Origin of the sequence: Phenylobacterium conjunctum, from assembly GCF_042679085.1 — a bacterium.
GTDB lineage: Bacteria > Pseudomonadota > Alphaproteobacteria > Caulobacterales > Caulobacteraceae > Phenylobacterium > Phenylobacterium conjunctum.
Genome location: NZ_JBHTLQ010000036.1, coordinates 1 through 15,725 on the forward strand (window position 1 = coordinate 1; position 15,725 = coordinate 15,725).

Annotated in this window: 18 protein-coding genes and 1 pseudogene; 7 read left to right on the plus strand and 12 right to left on the minus strand. The window is 68.9% G+C overall.

Features of this window, described 5'->3' with window-relative positions; all coding sequences use genetic code 11:
- The 3 genes and pseudogenes from ACFQ27_RS14720 to ACFQ27_RS14730 all read right to left on the minus strand — a co-directional run.
- Nucleotides 1-342, minus strand: a pseudogene (locus ACFQ27_RS14720) (biotin/lipoyl-binding protein); the annotation flags it as partial.
- Nucleotides 343-347: 5 nt separating this feature from the next.
- A complete protein-coding gene (locus ACFQ27_RS14725; protein WP_374345253.1) occupies nt 348-1,091 on the minus strand; it encodes an ABC transporter ATP-binding protein in 744 nt (247 codons plus the stop codon).
- Nucleotides 1,088-2,230: an ABC transporter permease gene (locus ACFQ27_RS14730; RefSeq protein WP_374345252.1), complete on the minus strand. Its 1,143-nt coding sequence runs from the start codon at nt 2,228-2,230 to the stop codon at nt 1,088-1,090. Before ACFQ27_RS14730 ends, ACFQ27_RS14725 begins: the two co-directional genes overlap by 4 nt.
- Nucleotides 2,231-2,354: 124 nt before the next feature.
- Between ACFQ27_RS14730 and ACFQ27_RS14735 the strand changes: the two genes are divergently transcribed.
- Nucleotides 2,355-4,427: a S46 family peptidase gene (locus ACFQ27_RS14735; protein ID WP_377354113.1), complete on the plus strand. Its 2,073-nt coding sequence runs from the start codon at nt 2,355-2,357 to the stop codon at nt 4,425-4,427.
- Between the two features lie 227 nt (nt 4,428-4,654).
- Here ACFQ27_RS14735 and ACFQ27_RS14740 read toward each other — a convergent pair whose 3' ends face one another.
- From ACFQ27_RS14740 to ACFQ27_RS14750, 3 genes are read right to left on the minus strand one after another with little or no spacing between them, the layout of a single operon-like run.
- Nucleotides 4,655-5,461 carry an acyl-CoA thioesterase gene (locus tag ACFQ27_RS14740; protein ID WP_377354114.1) on the minus strand — a complete coding sequence of 269 codons (807 nt, stop codon included), beginning with the start codon at nt 5,459-5,461 and terminating at the stop codon, nt 4,655-4,657.
- A gap of 40 nt (nt 5,462-5,501) precedes the next feature.
- Entirely contained in the window at nt 5,502-6,002 is a 501-nt protein-coding gene (locus tag ACFQ27_RS14745; RefSeq protein ID WP_374345247.1) for a MarR family winged helix-turn-helix transcriptional regulator, read from the minus strand.
- Complete coding sequence (locus ACFQ27_RS14750; protein ID WP_374345246.1) at nt 5,999-6,418, minus strand: organic hydroperoxide resistance protein; 420 nt, start codon at nt 6,416-6,418, stop codon at nt 5,999-6,001. Before ACFQ27_RS14750 ends, ACFQ27_RS14745 begins: the two co-directional genes overlap by 4 nt.
- Before the next feature lie 145 nt (nt 6,419-6,563).
- On the opposite strand from ACFQ27_RS14750, the gene ACFQ27_RS14755 reads away from it, so the two are divergent.
- The gene (locus ACFQ27_RS14755; protein ID WP_374345245.1) at nt 6,564-7,847 is read left to right on the plus strand and encodes a NupC/NupG family nucleoside CNT transporter; all 1,284 of its coding nucleotides are present in this window, start codon (nt 6,564-6,566) and stop codon (nt 7,845-7,847) included.
- A gap of 35 nt (nt 7,848-7,882) precedes the next feature.
- Complete coding sequence (locus ACFQ27_RS14760; protein ID WP_377354117.1) at nt 7,883-8,509, plus strand: glutathione S-transferase family protein; 627 nt, start codon at nt 7,883-7,885, stop codon at nt 8,507-8,509.
- Here ACFQ27_RS14760 and ACFQ27_RS14765 read toward each other — a convergent pair.
- The 6 genes from ACFQ27_RS14765 to ACFQ27_RS14790 form a co-directional block, all read right to left on the minus strand.
- A complete protein-coding gene (locus ACFQ27_RS14765; RefSeq protein WP_377354118.1) occupies nt 8,499-9,092 on the minus strand; it encodes a TMEM175 family protein in 594 nt (197 codons plus the stop codon). The genes ACFQ27_RS14760 and ACFQ27_RS14765 overlap by 11 nt on opposite strands.
- Nucleotides 9,093-9,150: 58 nt before the next feature.
- Nucleotides 9,151-9,555 carry an SRPBCC family protein gene (locus tag ACFQ27_RS14770; RefSeq protein ID WP_374345241.1) on the minus strand — a complete coding sequence of 135 codons (405 nt, stop codon included), beginning with the start codon at nt 9,553-9,555 and terminating at the stop codon, nt 9,151-9,153.
- A gap of 78 nt (nt 9,556-9,633) precedes the next feature.
- Nucleotides 9,634-10,038, minus strand: a complete 405-nt coding sequence (locus ACFQ27_RS14775) for a VOC family protein (protein ID WP_377354119.1) — start codon at nt 10,036-10,038, stop codon at nt 9,634-9,636.
- Nucleotides 10,035-11,036 (minus strand): MsnO8 family LLM class oxidoreductase, encoded by a 1,002-nt coding sequence (locus ACFQ27_RS14780; RefSeq protein ID WP_374345239.1) that lies wholly within the window; start codon nt 11,034-11,036, stop codon nt 10,035-10,037. The genes ACFQ27_RS14775 and ACFQ27_RS14780 overlap by 4 nt, the downstream gene beginning before the upstream one ends.
- Nucleotides 11,033-11,485: a GNAT family N-acetyltransferase gene (locus ACFQ27_RS14785; RefSeq protein WP_374345238.1), complete on the minus strand. Its 453-nt coding sequence runs from the start codon at nt 11,483-11,485 to the stop codon at nt 11,033-11,035. The genes ACFQ27_RS14780 and ACFQ27_RS14785 overlap by 4 nt, the downstream gene beginning before the upstream one ends.
- Before the next feature lie 2 nt (nt 11,486-11,487).
- Complete coding sequence (locus tag ACFQ27_RS14790) at nt 11,488-11,949, minus strand: PaaI family thioesterase (protein WP_374345237.1); 462 nt, start codon at nt 11,947-11,949, stop codon at nt 11,488-11,490.
- 142 nt (nt 11,950-12,091) lie between these two features.
- On the opposite strand from ACFQ27_RS14790, the gene ACFQ27_RS14795 reads away from it, so the two are divergent.
- The 4 genes from ACFQ27_RS14795 to ACFQ27_RS14810 are packed head-to-tail and all read left to right on the plus strand — an operon-like array spanning nt 12,092 to nt 15,725.
- Complete coding sequence (locus ACFQ27_RS14795; RefSeq protein WP_377354120.1) at nt 12,092-13,240, plus strand: acyl-CoA dehydrogenase family protein; 1,149 nt, start codon at nt 12,092-12,094, stop codon at nt 13,238-13,240.
- A 2-nt stretch (nt 13,241-13,242) separates the two neighbouring features.
- Nucleotides 13,243-13,533: a DUF3253 domain-containing protein gene (locus ACFQ27_RS14800; protein ID WP_377354121.1), complete on the plus strand. Its 291-nt coding sequence runs from the start codon at nt 13,243-13,245 to the stop codon at nt 13,531-13,533.
- A 42-nt stretch (nt 13,534-13,575) separates the two neighbouring features.
- Nucleotides 13,576-14,589 (plus strand): alpha/beta hydrolase, encoded by a 1,014-nt coding sequence (locus tag ACFQ27_RS14805; protein WP_377354122.1) that lies wholly within the window; start codon nt 13,576-13,578, stop codon nt 14,587-14,589.
- Between the two features lie 59 nt (nt 14,590-14,648).
- Entirely contained in the window at nt 14,649-15,725 is a 1,077-nt protein-coding gene (locus ACFQ27_RS14810) for a Glu/Leu/Phe/Val family dehydrogenase (protein WP_377354125.1), read from the plus strand.

Consider the following 15,725-nt stretch of genomic DNA (forward strand, 5'->3'; position numbering starts at 1 on the left):
CTGGCGCACGGCCTCGGCGGCCTCGGCGGCGGCCAGGCGGGGCTCGTCGTCCTCCTGGCGGGCGAGGATCTGGCCCTTGACCACCCGGTCGCCCTCGCTGACCAGCACCTCGCGCACGATCCCGGCCCGGCGGGCGGCGACCTGGATCATGCCGCCTTCGACGTCGGCCTTGCCGTTGGCGATGGCGACATAGGGGCTCTTGGGCGCGGCGGCGGCCGCGGTCTTTGCGGCCTCGGCCTTCTTCGCCTTGGCCTGGGCGTTCAGGGCGACCGCGCCGCCGGCGGCCAGGGCCACGACGGCGACCACGACCCAGACGATGTGGCGGCGGAGGAAAGCGAACATGGTCTTCAGGCTCCGGTGAGCGCGGGGGAGGGGGCCACGGGCGGCGGCGTCGTGCGCCGGTCGTCCAGGATGCGGCCGTCCTCGATGTGGATGATGCGGTCGGCGTAGGCTTCCAGCCGCGGGTCGTGGGTCACGCAGATGACCGCCGCCCCATGGGCCTTGGCCGCGCGCTGCAGAAGCTGGATCACCACCTGGCCGTTCTCGCCGTCCAGGGCGCTGGTGGGCTCGTCGGCGAACAGCAGGTCAGGCGCCTTGGCCAGAGCCCGGGCGATGGCCACCCGCTGCTTCTCACCGCCGGACAGTTCGGCAGGCCGCTGGTTCATGCGGTTGGTCAGGCCGACCTCGGCCAGGGCGGTCTCGGCCTTGGCGCGGGCCTCTTCCGGGGAAAAGCCCTTGTGCTTCAGGATGTAGGCCACCTGCTGCAGGGCGGTGAGCGCGCCGAACAGGTTGAAGCCCTGGAAGATGAAGCCGCAATGGTCCAGCCGGAACCGGTCGATCTGACCCGGTCGCAGGGACCACAGGTCGGTGTCCATGGCCCGCACCTGGCCGTCGTCGGGCTTCAAGAGGCCGGACAGGGTGGCGACCAGGGTCGACTTGCCTGAGCCGGAGGGGCCCATGACCATGGTAACGTCCCCGTGCAGGGCGTCGAAATCCACCGACTTCAACACCTCGATATAGGTGCGGCCGGTCTTGAACCGCTTGGTCAGGCCGGTGGCGGACAGGGCGCGGGCGCCGAAGGTGTGGCTCATCGCAGCAGGTCCGCAGGCTGGCTCTTCTTCAGCACGCCCATGGCCATCAGGCCCGAGGCCATGGAGATGGCGAGCAGGAGCAGGGTCACGGTGGTCACCCAACTGAGCGGATAGGACATCGGCAGGCCGACGGTCTTGCCCAGCTGGGTCACCAGCCAGGTCATGATGGCGGTGGCCGCCAGGCCGACCATGCCGACCCAGAAGGACAGCTCAATCACGATGAGCCTCAGCGCGCCCATGGAGACGCCGAGCGCCCTCAGGCTGGCGAACTCCTTGACGTTGGCCAGGACCGCGCCCCGCAGGGTCTGGGAGGTGATGCCGATGCCGATCAGCACCCCGATGAACATGGTGAAGCCCAGGAAGATGCCGATGATCTGTTCCTTAAGCAGGGCCTTTTCGTTGGCCTTGGACAGCTCATCACGGGTCCAGGCGCGGAAGGCGCCCTTGGAGCCGGCGTTCAGCGCGTCGCGCACGGCCTCGGCCTGGCTTGGGTCCTTGATGCGCACCATCAAGGGGCCGGTGCGGCCGTTGCGCGGGCCCATCCCTAAGAGCCGCATGGTGTCGCGGGAGACCACCACGGCGGGCTGGTTGATGTTGGGATAGCCGTCCAGCAGGGCGCGGACCTTCACCGACTTGCCGTTCAGGGCGGCGAGGTCGCCGAGCTTGACCCCCAGGCCCGCCAGCGCAGTCCTGTCGATGGCGACCGCATAGGGCTCCTGCAGCGCGACCCGGACCTCTTCGGTATAGTCGACGGGCAGGGTCACGGCGCCGGGCCGGGTGTCGACCATGTTGATCTGGACGAAATTGCTGATCTGCTTCTCGCCGGGCTTGGGCGTATTGGTCCAGCGTGCGCCATTGCCCTCGAAGCTGGCCACCTCGACCACGTCGGGGTTCATGTAAATCTGCGGCTGGATCCGCCGGGGCAGGCCGGAGGGGCCGGAATTGACCAGGCTCTCTGACTTGGGGGCCAGCACCATGATGTCGGCGCGCGAGCGGTCGATGTTGGCGGTCACGCCCTTGACGATACCGGTGAACATCCCGACCTCGGCCAGGATGAGTAGGCCCGAAAAGGCGAGCGCGATCACCGCAGCCAGATAGCGGCGCCACTCGTAGATCAAGGTGGCCAAGGCCAGCGACATGGGTCCCTCACAGCTGGCGCATAGATGAGTGAGAGGCCTGTTCCGGGCCTAGTTAAATCGATGTAAGGCGAACGCACCTCGGCGCGGTGCGCGCCTCGCGTGCTTCAAGGATCAGGCGAAGTTCATGAATATGCTGAAGTTTGTTTCCTCACTCGGCCTGGTGGCCGTCCTGGCCTCGGCGAGCGCCGCGCGCGCTGACGAAGGCATGTGGACCTTCGACAACTTCCCCTCGGCCAAGGTCGAGGCCACCTATGGCGTCAAGATCGACAAGGCCTGGCTCGACCGGGTGCAGGCCGCCTCGGTGCGCCTGTCGACCGGCTGCTCGGCCTCGCTGGTGTCGAAGGAGGGGCTGGTCCTCACCAACCACCACTGCGTGGTCGACTGCGCCCAGGCCCTGTCCACGGCCAAGACCGACTTCGTGAAGGACGGCTTCGTGATCGCCACGCGGGCCGAGGAGCGCAAGTGCCCCGGCATGCAGGCCGAGGTGCTGACCTCGATCACCGACCTGACCGACCAGATCAACGCCGCCACCAAGGGCCTGTCCGGCGCGGCCTTCGTCAAGGCGCGCAACGCCGCCGTCGCGGCGGCCGAATCCGCCGCCTGCGCCAAGGACGACAAGGCCCGCTGCCAGGTGGTCAGCCTCTACCGGGGCGGCCAGTTCAAGCTCTACAAGTACCGCAAATACGCCGACGTGCGCCTGGCCTTCGCGCCGGAGTTCGCCACGGCCTTCTTCGGCGGCGACCCCGATAACTTCAACTTCCCGCGCTTCAACCTCGATGTGGCCTTCGTGCGCCTGTACGAGGGCGGCAAGCCGGTGAAGAGCCCGGCCCACCTGACCTGGCGCTCGACCGCGCCCAAGCTGGACGAGGTGACCTTCGTCTCCGGCAATCCCGGCGGCACCGACCGGATGCTCACGGTGTCTCAGCTCCAGACCCAGCGCGACCTCGCCCTGCCGGTCAGCCAGCTGCAGCGTTCTGAACTGCGCGGCCGGCTGATCCAGTTCAGCGCCGAGAGTCCGGAGCACAAGCGTATCGCCACCGACATGCTGTTCGGCCTGGAGAACGGCTTCAAGGTGTACTTCGGCCGCCAGTTCGCCTTGAACGATCCGGCCTTCATGGGCGCCAAGGTCTCGGCCGAGACCGAGCTGCGCGCCAAGGTCGCGGCGGACCCGAAGCTCAGCGCGACGGTCGGCGATCCCTGGGGGGACATCGCCAAGGTCCAGAAGGTCTATGCCGACAACTATCTGCGCTACCGTCAGCTGGAGAGCGCGGCCGGCGGCGGCTCCGACCTCTACTGGCACGCCCGTGAACTGGTCCGCGCGGCCCAGGAGCGGACCAAGCCCTCGGGCGAGCGCCTGCCGGAATTCGCCGACGCCCGCCTGCCGCTGATGGAAAAGGAACTGCTGGACGACAAGCCGGTGCATCCCGAGCTCGAGACCCTCTATCTCGGCTTCTGGCTGTCCAAGACCCGCGAGTACCTGACCGCCGATGACCCGGCGACCAAGCTGATCCTGGGCAAGGAGAGCCCCGAAGGTCTGGCGCAGCGCCTGGTCTCGGGCTCGAAGCTGGGCGACCCGGCGGTGCGCAAGGCTCTGTGGGACGGCGGTCTGGCGGCCATCCAGGCCTCGGACGATCCGATGATCCAGTTCGTCCTGAAGACCGACGCGCCGGCGCGTGAGATCCGCAAGACCTGGGACGCCGAGGTCGCCGGCCCCACCGACGCAGCCGCCGCCCGCGTGGCCGCCGCCCGGTTCGGTGTCTATGGCGACGCGGTCTATCCGGACGCCACCTTCACGCTTCGCCTGTCCTACGGAAAGGTCGCGGGCTGGACCTATCGCGGGGTGACGGTCCCGGCCTTCACCACCTTCGCTGGCCTCTATGAGCGGGCCACGGGCGCCGAGCCCTTCGAACTCGCGCCCCGCTGGATCGCGGCCAAGGACAAGCTGAACCCCGACACCGTGTTCGACTTCGTCACCACCAACGACATCATCGGCGGCAATTCCGGCTCGCCGGTGATCAACGCCAAGGGCGAGATCCTGGGGGCGGCCTTCGATGGCAACATCCACTCCCTGGGCGGCAACTACGGCTACGACGGATCGATCAACCGCACCGTGGTGGTGTCCTCCGCCGCCGCCACCGAAGCCCTCGACAAGGTCTACGGCCAGGCGGCGCTCGTGAAGGAACTGACGACGAAGTAGGGCCGCTCAATCCTCCCCCGCGATGCGGGGGAGGGGGACCACTTAGGGGTGGAGGGGCGTGATCAAGCTCGGAGCGGGCGGTCGCCTCCTCCACCGCTTCGCGGTCCCCCTCCCCCATTGCATGGGGGAGGAGAAGGGCCAGGCCCGCGCTCGGCGCGGGCGTTCGGCGCGGTGATCGACAAATCTTTGTCGATCACATCCGCCCCGCATGCGCGGGGCGACGCTTCTCACCCCATGACCCTGGCGATGATCGACTGGCTGGCCACGGCCATCAGTTCGCCGTCCTGGGAGAACAGCCGCATGTCGCCGTGGGCGAAGCCCGAGTGGATGCCGGCGATGTGGATGTCGCAGAGCACCCATTCGGTCGGGACCACGCGGCGGACGCGCAGGGTGTTGTCGAGGCTGTTGCCGCCGCCGAACCGGCCGAGCGCGGCGCCGACGCCTGAGGGCACATAGTCGGCGATGATGGCCAGCATGCTGGTGTCGATGGCGTAGTCGCCCTTAGGCCGCACCCACATGACGCTGCGCCCGTCCGGGCTGAGCTCGCCGGAGCGCGCGCCGCCGCCCCACTTGTCCGGGCACATCCGCACCTCAAGCCGGCTGTTCAGGTTCCAGCTCTGGCCGGTCCATAGCAGCGACGGCTCGCAGTCTTCCGGGGGCGGCATGTCGGGCGCCTCGACCCACTGGTGCGAGAATGGGCTCTCGCGGCTGCCCAGGGCGGCGTTGACCGTGAAGATCTCCTTGTCGCCCACATGGCCGGTGACGCGCGCCTGCGTGTTGTACTTGCCCTCGGTGGGGATCCAGACGTCGATGTCGACGATCGAGGGCGGCCGGGCATAGGACAGGTACTGGGCCGTGGCCCAGATCACCGGCCGATTGCATGTCCGCTCCATGGCCGCGATGGCCGAGGCCAGGCCGATGCCGCCGTACATGAACAGGTTGTCCGGCGGCCCCACGCAGACTCCGTCGGTGAGCGGCAGGTACCAGCGGTGCGGATTGTGGGTCGACTTCAGGTCGAAGAACAGCTCGGTCATGGCGCGCGTTGTGAGCGACGACGCCTTGTGAGGCAAGCCTTCAGGCCGCGCCGTCGGCGCGCATCCGCCGGGCGAACTCCTGCAGGGTGGCCTTCAGTTCGCCCAGCTCGCTGGCCGGCATCGGCAGGGCGCAGGACATGGCGGCCGGCACCTGCAAGGCCCGCTCGCGAAGGGTGTCGCCGGCCTCCGTCAGGCCCACCTGCACCCGGCGCTCGTCGGCCGGATCGCGGGTGCGGGTGACGTAGCCGGCCTGTTCCAGCCGCTTCAGGAGCGGGGTCAGGGTGCCGGAGTCGAGCCCCAGGGCCTCGCCCAGCTCGCTGACGGTGCGCGGCGCCTGCTCCCACAGCACCAGCATGGCCAGGTACTGCGGATAGGTCAGGCCCAGCGGCTCCAGCAGCGGGCGGTAGGCCCGGGTGACCAGCCCCGTCGCCGCGTAGAGGGCGAAGCAGAGCTGGTTGTCCAGGCGCAGCATCTGCCTCGCCACATCCTTGGGGATGGCCGAGGTGTCGATGGCGGGTTGGGACTCAGTCTTGCGGGTCATTGCGCCCTTACGGTTAGCCCAACATCGACGTTGCCGCGAACAGCATTCGAATACGGACAGACCTGATGCGCCGCGGCGACCAGGTTTTCAGCCGCCGCCTGGTCCAGGCCCTGGATCTCGGTGTCCAGGGCGACGCCCAGCTTGAAGCCGCCTTCGGCGCGGGGGTGCAGCTCGACGGTGGCGGTCACGGCTGCGCCTTTCAGCGGTAGCTTCTGCTGGCCGGCGATGAAACGGACGGCGTTCTCGAAACAGGCGGCGTAGCCGGCGGCGAACAGCTGCTCGGGGTTCGTGGCGCCGCCGCGGCCGCCCATCTCCTTTGGCAGGGCCAGATCGACAGACAACAGGCCGTCCGGGGTTTCGACGTGGCCGGCGCGGCCGCCGACGGCGCGGGCCTGGGTGGCGTAGAGGGCGGACATGGGGGGGGGTCTCCGTGTGATTGTTGGCAATTAGATTGTGTACAATGAAATGGATGTCAAGGGCGCCCCGACTTGCGCGCGGCGCCGGCTTGGTCCTCTAGTGCGCGCGAGACCGGCGAGTCCCGCCGGGGCGGGGGCCGCGCGCATGTTCCAACCTGAAAACGCCCAGAGCCTGGTCGGCCTGGCGCTGATCCTGGCCCTGTGCTGGGGGCTTTCGGAGAACCGGGAGCGGTTTCCATGGAAGCTGGTGCTCGGCGCCCTGGTCATCCAGGCGGTGCTGGTCCTGGCCCTGTTCGGCGCGCCGCCCCTGCGCGCGGCCCTGATCGCGGTGGGCGCGGCGGTGGACGGCCTGGCGGCCAGCACCCAGGCCGGCGTCAGCTTCGTGTTCGGCTTCCTGTCCGGCGTCCCCGACCAGCCCTATGCAGTGCAGAATCCGGGCGGCCTGTTCATCTTCGCCTTCCGCGTCCTGCCGGTGATCCTGGTGGTCTGCGCGCTGGCGGCCCTGCTCTGGCACTGGCGGATCCTGAAGTGGATCACCCAGGGCTTCGGCTTCATCTTCGAAAAGACCATGGGCCTGCGCGGCGCGCCGGCGCTCGCCACCGCCGCCACGGTGTTCATGGGCCAGATCGAAGGGCCGATCTTCATCCGCAGCTACCTGGCCAGCCTGTCGCGGTCCGAGCTCTTCCTGCTGATCGCCGTCGGCATGTCCTGCGTCTCGGGCTCGACCATGGTGGCCTATGTGACCATCCTGAAGGACGTCTTGCCCAACGCCGCGGCCCACGTGCTGACGGCCTCGATCATCTCCGCCCCGGCCGGCGTCATGCTGGCCCGCATCCTGGTGCCGCGGAACCCGCGCATGGAGGAGGCCAAGGACCTCGATCCCACCGCCTCCAAGGTCTACGAAAGCTCCATCGACGCCCTGATCAAGGGCACCACCGACGGCCTGCAGATCGCGCTGAATGTCGGCGCCACCCTGATCGTGTTCGTGGCCCTGGCCGCCATGGTCAACGGCGTGCTGGGCATGCTGCCGCCGGTGGCCGGCGCGCCCCTGTCGCTGGAACGCATCCTGGGCATGATCTTCGCGCCCCTGGCCTGGGCCATCGGCGTGCCGTGGCATGATGCGCCGACCGCCGGCTCGCTGCTGGGCGTGAAGCTGGTGCTCACCGAGTTCACCGCCTTCATCAAGCTGGGCGCGATCCCGCTCGCCGAGATGGACCCGCGCAGCCGGGTGATCATGACCTATGCCCTGTGCGGCTTCGCCAATATCGCCTCGGTCGGCATGAACGTGGCGGGCTATACGGTGCTGGTGCCCGAGCGCCGGGCCGAGGTGATCGGCATGGTCTGGAAGGCGATGTTCGCCGGCTTCCTGGCCACCTGCGTCACAGCCTCGGTGGTGGGGCTCCTGCCGCCCTCGCTGTTCGGCGGCTGACGACAAAGATAACGACGGGGCAGGGAGGCCCGCGCATGAAGCTCTATGACACTCCGCTTGCGCCCAATCCGCGCCGCGTCCGATGGTTCATGGCCGAGAAGGGCATCGAGGACATCGAGGTCATCACCCTCAGCCTGATGGACGGAGGCCACAAGACGCCGGACTATCTCGCCAAGTTCGGCCTGGCCAATGTGCCGGCCCTGGAGCTGGACGACGGCACGGCGATCACCGAAAGCCTGGCCATCTGCCGCTATCTGGAGAGCCTCTATCCGCAGCCGAACCTGTTCGGGCGGGATGCGAAGGAGACGGCGGTGATCGAGATGTGGACCCGCCGAAGCGAGATGATGGTGGCCACGCCCTTCATGCTGGCCGTGCGCCACCTGCACCCGGCCATGGGCGCGCTGGAAAAGCAGGAGCCGGTGATCGGCGAGCACAACAAGGCCGGCGCCCTGCGCGCTCTGAAGATCCTCGACCGCCAGCTGGAAGGCCGCGACTGGATCGCCGCCGACCGCCTGACCATCGCCGACATCGTCGCCTTTATCGGCATCGACTTCACGCGGATGCTGAAGCTGGCCCTGCCGGAAGACCTGAAGAACGTCACCCGCTGGCATCAGGCCATGCGCGAGCGCCCGGCCGCCAAGGCGGGGATGCCTACGCGCTAGCGCCTTCGGCGGCGGCGAGCGCCGTCTCGATGCGGCGGTCGGGGATCAGCCAGATCAGTGCGACCGCCAGGTACATCAGCCCCGCCACCGCCGTGTTCACGAACGAAAACCCAATCCCCGACAGGTAGAGGATCGGCGAGATCACGGCCTTGCGGTCCCGTCCCAGCGCCTTGCGCAGGGGCGAGTCCGCGCCCTGCATCCGGATGATGGTGGTCTGCATGATCACCCAGGCGATGGCCGGCGCCAGCAGCGAGGCGCCATAGACGGCGGTCGGCACGGAGGCGAAGTGGTTCTCGCCCATCCAGGCGGTGGTGAACGGCACCAGGGACAGCCAGAACAACAGGTGCATGTTGGCCCACAACACCGCCCCGTCCACCCGCGGCGCGAGGTGGAAAAAGTGGTGGTGGTTGTTCCAGTAGATCGCCACGTACAGGAAGCTGAGCACATAGCTCAGGAACACCGGCGTCAGCTCCGCCAGGTCGTGCAGCGACGTCCCGTGCGGCGGCCGCAGCTCCAGCACCATGATCGTGACGATGATGGCCAGCACCCCGTCAGTGAAGGCCGTCAGACGTTCGCGCCCCATCTTGTCCTCCTGGCTCGCAAGGCGAAGCTGAAGGGCGTTGCGATGGGACGCAAGGCGCCTAGGCTTCCTGGGTCGCCTTCATGACTTCCAGGCCCCGCTGCATCAGCGGCGCATAGGCTCCGGCCAGGGCGTCCGGCAGGACGTCTGCGGTCCAGACGGCGCGGGTGCGGCCGGGCGCTTCCTCGATGAGCTGCAGGGCGCCGTTGTGATGGTCCACGCCCTCGCCGTCGATGGACCAGACGACGCGCCGCTGGGCCTCATCCACGGCGACGATGGTCTCGCGCGCGACAAAGCCGCTGGCGAAGGTCACCACCCGCACAGGCGGCGCCGCGCCCGGCTCCATCCGCGTGTCGGCGACAAAGCCCGGAACCAGCCGTGTATGCAGCGCGCCGACGTCGCGCGCGGCGTCCCAGACAACGTCAACAGATTGATGGATCAGGATTTCGACGTGGACCGTGGCCATGGGTGTTCTCCGCTTCGCCGGAACACCCTGGCCTCCGGCGGCCCCGCCGTCTGGCGAGATCCGGACCCGGTCGGCGCCTCACGTCAGGTCGGTGAAGGGGTTGTGGGCCACTTCCCACAGGCAGCCGTCCGGATCGGCGAAGTATCCAGCGTAGCCGCCCCAGAAGGTCTTCTGCGGCGGCTTCTGGGGCTTGGCCCCGGCGGCGACGGCCTGGGCGAAGACAGCGTCCACCTCGGCGGGCGAGCCGACATTGTGGGCCAGGGCGAACCCAGAAGGCGGCCGGCCGTCATCCTCGACGCCGGCGTCGGCGGCGAGCTCCGCGCGGGGGAAAAGGGCGAGCCAGGTCCCCTCCATCTTGAACATGCAGAAGTCCTCGCCCTCGGTGTAGTTGTGCGGCTCGAAGCCCAGGCCGTCGCGGTAGAAGGCGAAGGCGCGAGCGAAGTCGCGGGTCCCCAGGGTGACCAGGCTGATCTTGGCTTTCATGGTTGGGCCTTGATCAGCTCCAGCGAGCGGATGCGGCTCTGCAGGTCGGCGCCCACGGCCATGACGAAGATCTCGTCGGCGTCTTCGCGCGTCGCCTGGGCGGCGAGTTCGGCGCGGACGAAGCTGGCTTCACCGACGATCCCGCGGGCCATGACCGCGTCATAGGCCGGGTGGTTGCGGTTGGCCTCCAGGAAGGCCTGGGCCTCGGGTATGGACGGGAAGCGCCGCGGGGCGTTCATCATCAGGGCCAGGTTGCCGGCCCGCATCGGCGCGGCAAGGCGCTGGGCCTCCTCGTCGGTTTCGGCGGCGAGCGCGATGGTCGCCGTGATCGCGCAGGGCCGCTCGCGGAACACCGAGGGCTGGAAGGCGCGGCGATAGGCGGCGATGGCCGGGCCGCCGGACGAGCGCGCGATGAACTCGGCATAGGCCATGCCGACGCCGGCCTGGCCTGCGAACGCCGCGCTCTCCGGCGATGAGCACAGCAGGAACAGGTCCGGGTGCGAGGGGCCGGCTGGGTTCGCGTGGATGCCCCGGGCCGGATGGGCGTCGGTGATCGGCTCTTTGCCGGCGGCGTCCAGCAGCCAGGCGTTCAGCAGGGCGAAGTACTGCGGAAAGGCCTCCGAGCCGGAGGTCCGCAGGGCGGCGCCGGTGCGCGGGTCCGTGCCCAGGGCGCGGCCGACGCCCAGGTCGATGCGGCCGGGGGCGAGCGCCTCCAACTCCATGAACACCTCGGCGACCTTCAGGGGCGAATAGTTCACCAGCATCACCCCGCCCGAGCCCAGGCGGATCGTCGAGGTGGCCTGGGTCAGGGCCGCGATCAGGATCTCCGGCGCGGACGAGCCGAGGGTTCCGATGTTGTGATGCTCGGCCACCCAGAAGCGGTTGTAGCCCAGCCGTTCGGCGGCGCGGGCGACCTCGATGGTCTCGCGCACGGCCTGGGCCTGGGTGGCGTTCCCTGTCACCGGCGACAGGTCGAGAACGGACAGGATCGGGCTCATGAGCGGGCCTCCCAGGCGGTGCGGGTCACCAGCATTTCCAGATGATCGCCCTCATCGTTCCCGGTGAACATGAAGCCCTCGCGCTCATAGGCGCGGCGGGCGCGGGCGTTGATGTCGCGGACCTGCAGGCGCACGCCGGTGTAGGGGCCGTGGCCCAGCGCCCAACTCACCGAGGCCTGCAGCAGCCGCCCGCCAATTCCCTGGCCTGGCGCCGTCACCGCGATCCGCCGCAGCAGGGCGACGGGCAGGTCGAGCTCCTGGAACATCACGAAGCCGTTCAGCCCGCCCGTGGCGTTCCGGAAGCCCACATAGTGCGAGGTGGGCGTCTCCATCTCGGCCCGGTGCGCCTCGGCTTCCCAGCGGCCGACCAGGCCCTCATAGCCCTCGCCGCGCTCCAGCCGCATGATCTCGGCGATGTCGTCGGGCGCGAGGCGGGCGAGGGCGGTCATGTCTAAGCCCGCGGCCGGGTCTTCTTGATGACGGCGGAGAAGCTCATCACCGGCTGGCCGGACGTGGTGATCAGGCCGCGCAGGAACACCATGGAGCGGGCGTTCTTCACCACCTCGCCCTTGCACTCCACCAGGGCGCCCATGGGCACGGAGCCCACGAACTCGCCGTTGAAGGTGGCGGTGACGCTGTGGGTGCCCTCAAGGCAGTCGCGGGCGATCACGAACAGGCAGTAGTCGGCGAAGGTCATGATGCACCCGCCGTGCATGAAGTTGCCGCCGTTCATGTGCTTCTTCTCGGCGCGGAAGGCGCAGCGCGGCGTGCCGTCCTCGTCCATGCGGAAGTAGAAGGGCCCGGCGTGATCCTCGAAGGGGTCGGAGCCGACATATTTCGACCATCCGGCCCACTCGCCCTCGCCGGCGATGGGCGGGCCCCATCCGGTGTTCTGATCTTCGCCGCCGTCCATGCTACCCCCTAAAAGAAAGCGCGGCCGGGGTTTGCCCGGCGCACGTCCTGTCACTAGTTTGCACGCGACCTAAGCGCCGGGGCGGCGACGTGCAAGCGGCGCGCTCCACCTAGCCCGACCTTTGAGACACCTGAGACCCCAAATGGCCCTAGACCTCGAGACCCGCGACCAGCTCATCGACACCGTTCGCCGGTTCGTCACCGAACGGCTGCGCCCCCTGGAGGCCCAGGTGTCGGAAACCGACACCATGCCGGCCGACGTCATCGAGGAGATGAAGGCGCTCGGCCTGTTCGGCCTGTCCATCCCCGAGGAATACGGCGGCATGGACCTGAACATGGAGGAGGAGTGCCTGGTGGCGGTCGAGCTTGGCCGCACCAGCCCGGCCTTCCGCTCGGCCTTCGGCACCAATGTCGGCATCGGCGCTCAAGGTCTCGTCATGTTCGGCACGCCTGAGCAGAAGCAGAAGTACCTGCCGGGCATCGCGTCCGGCGACATCATCACCTCGTTCGCCCTGACCGAGCCGGAAGCCGGCTCCGACAGCGCCAATGTCCAGGTCCGCGCCGTGCTGGACGGCGACCACTACGTGCTGAACGGCTCCAAGCGCTACATCACCAACGCCAACAAGGCGCACCTGTTCACGGTCATGTGCCGCACCGACGCCTCCAAGCCGGGCGCGGGCGGCGTCACGGCCCTGCTGGTGGAGCGCGACCTGCCCGGCCTGTCGGTGGGCAAGCCCGAGAAGAAGATGGGCCAGCAAGGCGCGCACATCTGCGACGTGAATTTCGACAATGTCCGCGTGCCGGTGGCCAACCGCCTGGGCCGCGAGGGCGAGGGCTTCAAGGTCGCCATGCAGGTGCTGGATCGCGGCCGCCTGCATATTTCCGCCGTCTGCATCGGCGTGGCTGAGCGCCTGATCGCCGACAGCGTCGCCTATGCGAGCGAGCGCAAGCAGTTCGGCCAGGCCATCGCCCAGTTCCAGCTGCTCCAGGGCATGATCGCCGACTGCAAGACCGAGGCGCTGGCCGCCAAGGCCCTGACCTTCGAGACGGCCCGCAAGCGCGACGCCGGCCAGAACGTGACCCTCGAGGCCGCCGCGTCGAAGTACTTCGCCTCGGAAATGGTCGGCCGGGTGGCCGACAAGGCCGTGCAGATCTACGGCGGCGCCGGCTACATCGCCGACTACGGCATCGAGCGCTTCTACCGCGACGTTCGCATCTTCCGGATCTACGAGGGCACCAGCCAGATCCAGCAAGTGATCATCAGCCGCGAAACCCTGAAGCGGGGCGGCTGATCATGTCCATCGACATGGAGGCGGTGATCCTCGATCACCTTGGCAAGCTCGCGCCCGGCAAGTCGGCGTCCTCGGAAGAGGTGGCCCGCGCCGCCGACAACGAGAACTGGCGCCGCCTTACCGGTCACGTCCGCTCCACGGCCCGCGGCCTCGCCCGCCAGGGCAAGATCGTCGTCCTGCGTCACGGCAAGCCCGCAGATCCGGAGGCGTTCAAGGGCGTCTACCGCCTGCGCCTGCCGACAACGGAGGAGCAGGCGGCCGGGCCGGCGCCCATCGCGCCCGCCGAAGACTGATCCGCCCAATCTTCGCCCGAAGGATCGGGTTCTGGTGACGCCGTGAAACGCCTGCTCGTCATCCTGTCGGCCCTGATGCTCACCGCCTGCACCCCGCTCGTCGTCCAGCAGGCGGGGAAGCCTGACGTGACCTTCTCCGGCCCCCGCCTGGGCCCCGACGCCTTTGTCAGCTTTGATGGGACGCGGCTGGGCCTGACCACCTGGCCGGCGGTGACGCCGGAGCCGAAAGCCGTGCTCATCGGCGTGCACGGCATGAACGACTATGCGAACGCCTTCCACCGGCTCGCGCCCTATCTGGCTGAGCGGGGCGTGACGACCTACGCCTATGACCAGCGCGGTTTCGGCCGCTCGCCCGACCGCGGGGTCTGGGGCGGCGACGATCTGATGACCGAGGACCTGCGCACCATCGTCGCGCTCGCGCGGTCGCGGCATCCCGGCGTCCCGGTGATCGTGGCCGGCGAGTCCATGGGCGGGGCCGTGACCATCGAGGCCTTCGCCTCCGATCGGCCGCCCGCCGCCGACCGGGTGGTGCTGTTGTCCCCCGCCGTCTGGGGCTGGTCGAACCAGCCCTTGCCCTACAAGACCACCCTGTGGTTCGCCGCCCGCCTGACCGGCCCCCACGTCTATGAGCCGCCGGAGTGGCTGACCAAGAAGGTGTTTCCCACCGACAACCGCGACGAGCTGATCGCTATGGGCCGCGACCCGCTGATGATCTGGGGCGCGCGGTCCGACACCCTCTATGGGCTGGTGGCGATGATGGAGCGGGCCTGGCGCGAGATCGGCGAGGTGAAGGTCCCGGTCCTCTACCTCTACGGCGCCCACGACCAGATCATCCCCAAACGCCCGGCCTTCCAGGCCGCCAGCCGGCTGAAGCCTGGCGACCGCACGGCCTACTACGTCGACGGCTGGCACCTGATGACCCGCGACAAGCAGGGGCCGAAGGTCTGGGACGATATCGCGACCTACATCCTCGATCCGGCCGCGCCCCTGCCGTCCAATCCGCCGCCGATCCCGGGGCCGGAAACGATCAAGCGTGGCGGCAAGTCGGGGTTGTGATTACTCCGGGAGGGGCGTAGATCGGGCAAATCCCTCCCCAAGCTGAGCGTATCCCGAGCATGACCTTGTTCGATCATCCCGATTTCGCGGCACATGAAGCGATCCATACGGCCTATGACGAGGCCACCGGGCTGAAGACGATCATCGCGGTGCACTCGACCGCGCTCGGCCCGGCGGCGGGCGGCTGCCGCATGTGGCCCTACGCCAGCGCCGATCTTGCGCTCACCGATGCGCTGCGGCTCTCGCGGGCCATGTCCTACAAGAACGCCATGGCCGACATTCCGCTGGGCGGTGGCAAGGCGGTGATTATCGGCGACGCCCGCAGCCAGAAGACCCCGGCCCTGTTCGAAGCCTTCGGCCGCGCGGTCGACACCCTGGGCGGCCGCTACTGGACCGCCGAGGACGTGGGCGTCGCGCCGTCGGACCTGGCCTGCGCCCGCCGCACGACGCGATATGTCGCGGGCCTCGACGGCCATCCCGCGGCCTCCGGCGACCCCAGCCCCGTGACCGCCGAGGGCGTGTTCCGCGGCGTGCGGCTGGCGGTGCGCAAGGCCCTGGGTCGTGAGCTGGACGGGGTGACCGTGGCCCTGCAGGGCGTCGGCCATGTGGGCGCCTATCTGGCCGACAAGCTGCATGCGGCGGGGGCCAAGCTGGTGATCACCGACGTCAACGCCGAGGCCCTGAACCTGGTGGCGGACAAGACCGGCGCGCGAATCGTGGCCCCGGCCGAGATCTTCGATGTCGAGGCCGAGGTCTTCGCGCCCTGCGCCCTGGGCGGGGCGATCAATGCCCAGACCCTGCCGCGGCTGAAGGCCAAGGTGATCGCCGGCGGCGCCAACAATCAGCTGGCCAGCGCCGAGATCGGCCGGGCGGTGTTCGAGCGCGGCCTGCTCTACGCCCCCGACTATGTGATCAACGGCGGCGGCATCATCAATGTGGCCGGCGAGATCCTGGCGCTTGAGGCGAACACCGGCTTCGACGTCGCCTGGGTGGCCAGCAAGCTGGATCGGCTGACGCAGACCCTGGAGGAGGTGCTGGACCGCGCCGCCGCCGACGGCCGGCCCACCCACGAGGTGGCCGACGAGATGGCCCAGGCGCGGATCGCGGCGGCCAAGCGCGGACGCCTGGCCGCCTGA

Bases quoted from the DNA above. Each gene is read 5' to 3' on its own strand.
- ACFQ27_RS14725 (WP_374345253.1), bottom strand. From the start codon at position 1,091: ATGAGCCACACCTTCGGCGCCCGCGCCCTGTCCGCCACCGGCCTGACC.
- ACFQ27_RS14730 (WP_374345252.1), bottom strand. From the start codon at position 2,230: ATGTCGCTGGCCTTGGCCACCTTGATCTACGAGTGGCGCCGCTATCTG.
- ACFQ27_RS14735 (WP_377354113.1), top strand. From the start codon at position 2,355: ATGAATATGCTGAAGTTTGTTTCCTCACTCGGCCTGGTGGCCGTCCTG.
- ACFQ27_RS14740 (WP_377354114.1), bottom strand. From the start codon at position 5,461: ATGACCGAGCTGTTCTTCGACCTGAAGTCGACCCACAATCCGCACCGC.
- ACFQ27_RS14745 (WP_374345247.1), bottom strand. From the start codon at position 6,002: ATGACCCGCAAGACTGAGTCCCAACCCGCCATCGACACCTCGGCCATC.
- ACFQ27_RS14750 (WP_374345246.1), bottom strand. From the start codon at position 6,418: ATGTCCGCCCTCTACGCCACCCAGGCCCGCGCCGTCGGCGGCCGCGCC.
- ACFQ27_RS14755 (WP_374345245.1), top strand. From the start codon at position 6,564: ATGTTCCAACCTGAAAACGCCCAGAGCCTGGTCGGCCTGGCGCTGATC.
- ACFQ27_RS14760 (WP_377354117.1), top strand. From the start codon at position 7,883: ATGAAGCTCTATGACACTCCGCTTGCGCCCAATCCGCGCCGCGTCCGA.
- ACFQ27_RS14765 (WP_377354118.1), bottom strand. From the start codon at position 9,092: ATGGGGCGCGAACGTCTGACGGCCTTCACTGACGGGGTGCTGGCCATC.
- ACFQ27_RS14770 (WP_374345241.1), bottom strand. From the start codon at position 9,555: ATGGCCACGGTCCACGTCGAAATCCTGATCCATCAATCTGTTGACGTT.
- ACFQ27_RS14775 (WP_377354119.1), bottom strand. From the start codon at position 10,038: ATGAAAGCCAAGATCAGCCTGGTCACCCTGGGGACCCGCGACTTCGCT.
- ACFQ27_RS14780 (WP_374345239.1), bottom strand. From the start codon at position 11,036: ATGAGCCCGATCCTGTCCGTTCTCGACCTGTCGCCGGTGACAGGGAAC.
- ACFQ27_RS14785 (WP_374345238.1), bottom strand. From the start codon at position 11,485: ATGACCGCCCTCGCCCGCCTCGCGCCCGACGACATCGCCGAGATCATG.
- ACFQ27_RS14790 (WP_374345237.1), bottom strand. From the start codon at position 11,949: ATGGACGGCGGCGAAGATCAGAACACCGGATGGGGCCCGCCCATCGCC.
- ACFQ27_RS14795 (WP_377354120.1), top strand. From the start codon at position 12,092: ATGGCCCTAGACCTCGAGACCCGCGACCAGCTCATCGACACCGTTCGC.
- ACFQ27_RS14800 (WP_377354121.1), top strand. From the start codon at position 13,243: ATGTCCATCGACATGGAGGCGGTGATCCTCGATCACCTTGGCAAGCTC.
- ACFQ27_RS14810 (WP_377354125.1), top strand. From the start codon at position 14,649: ATGACCTTGTTCGATCATCCCGATTTCGCGGCACATGAAGCGATCCAT.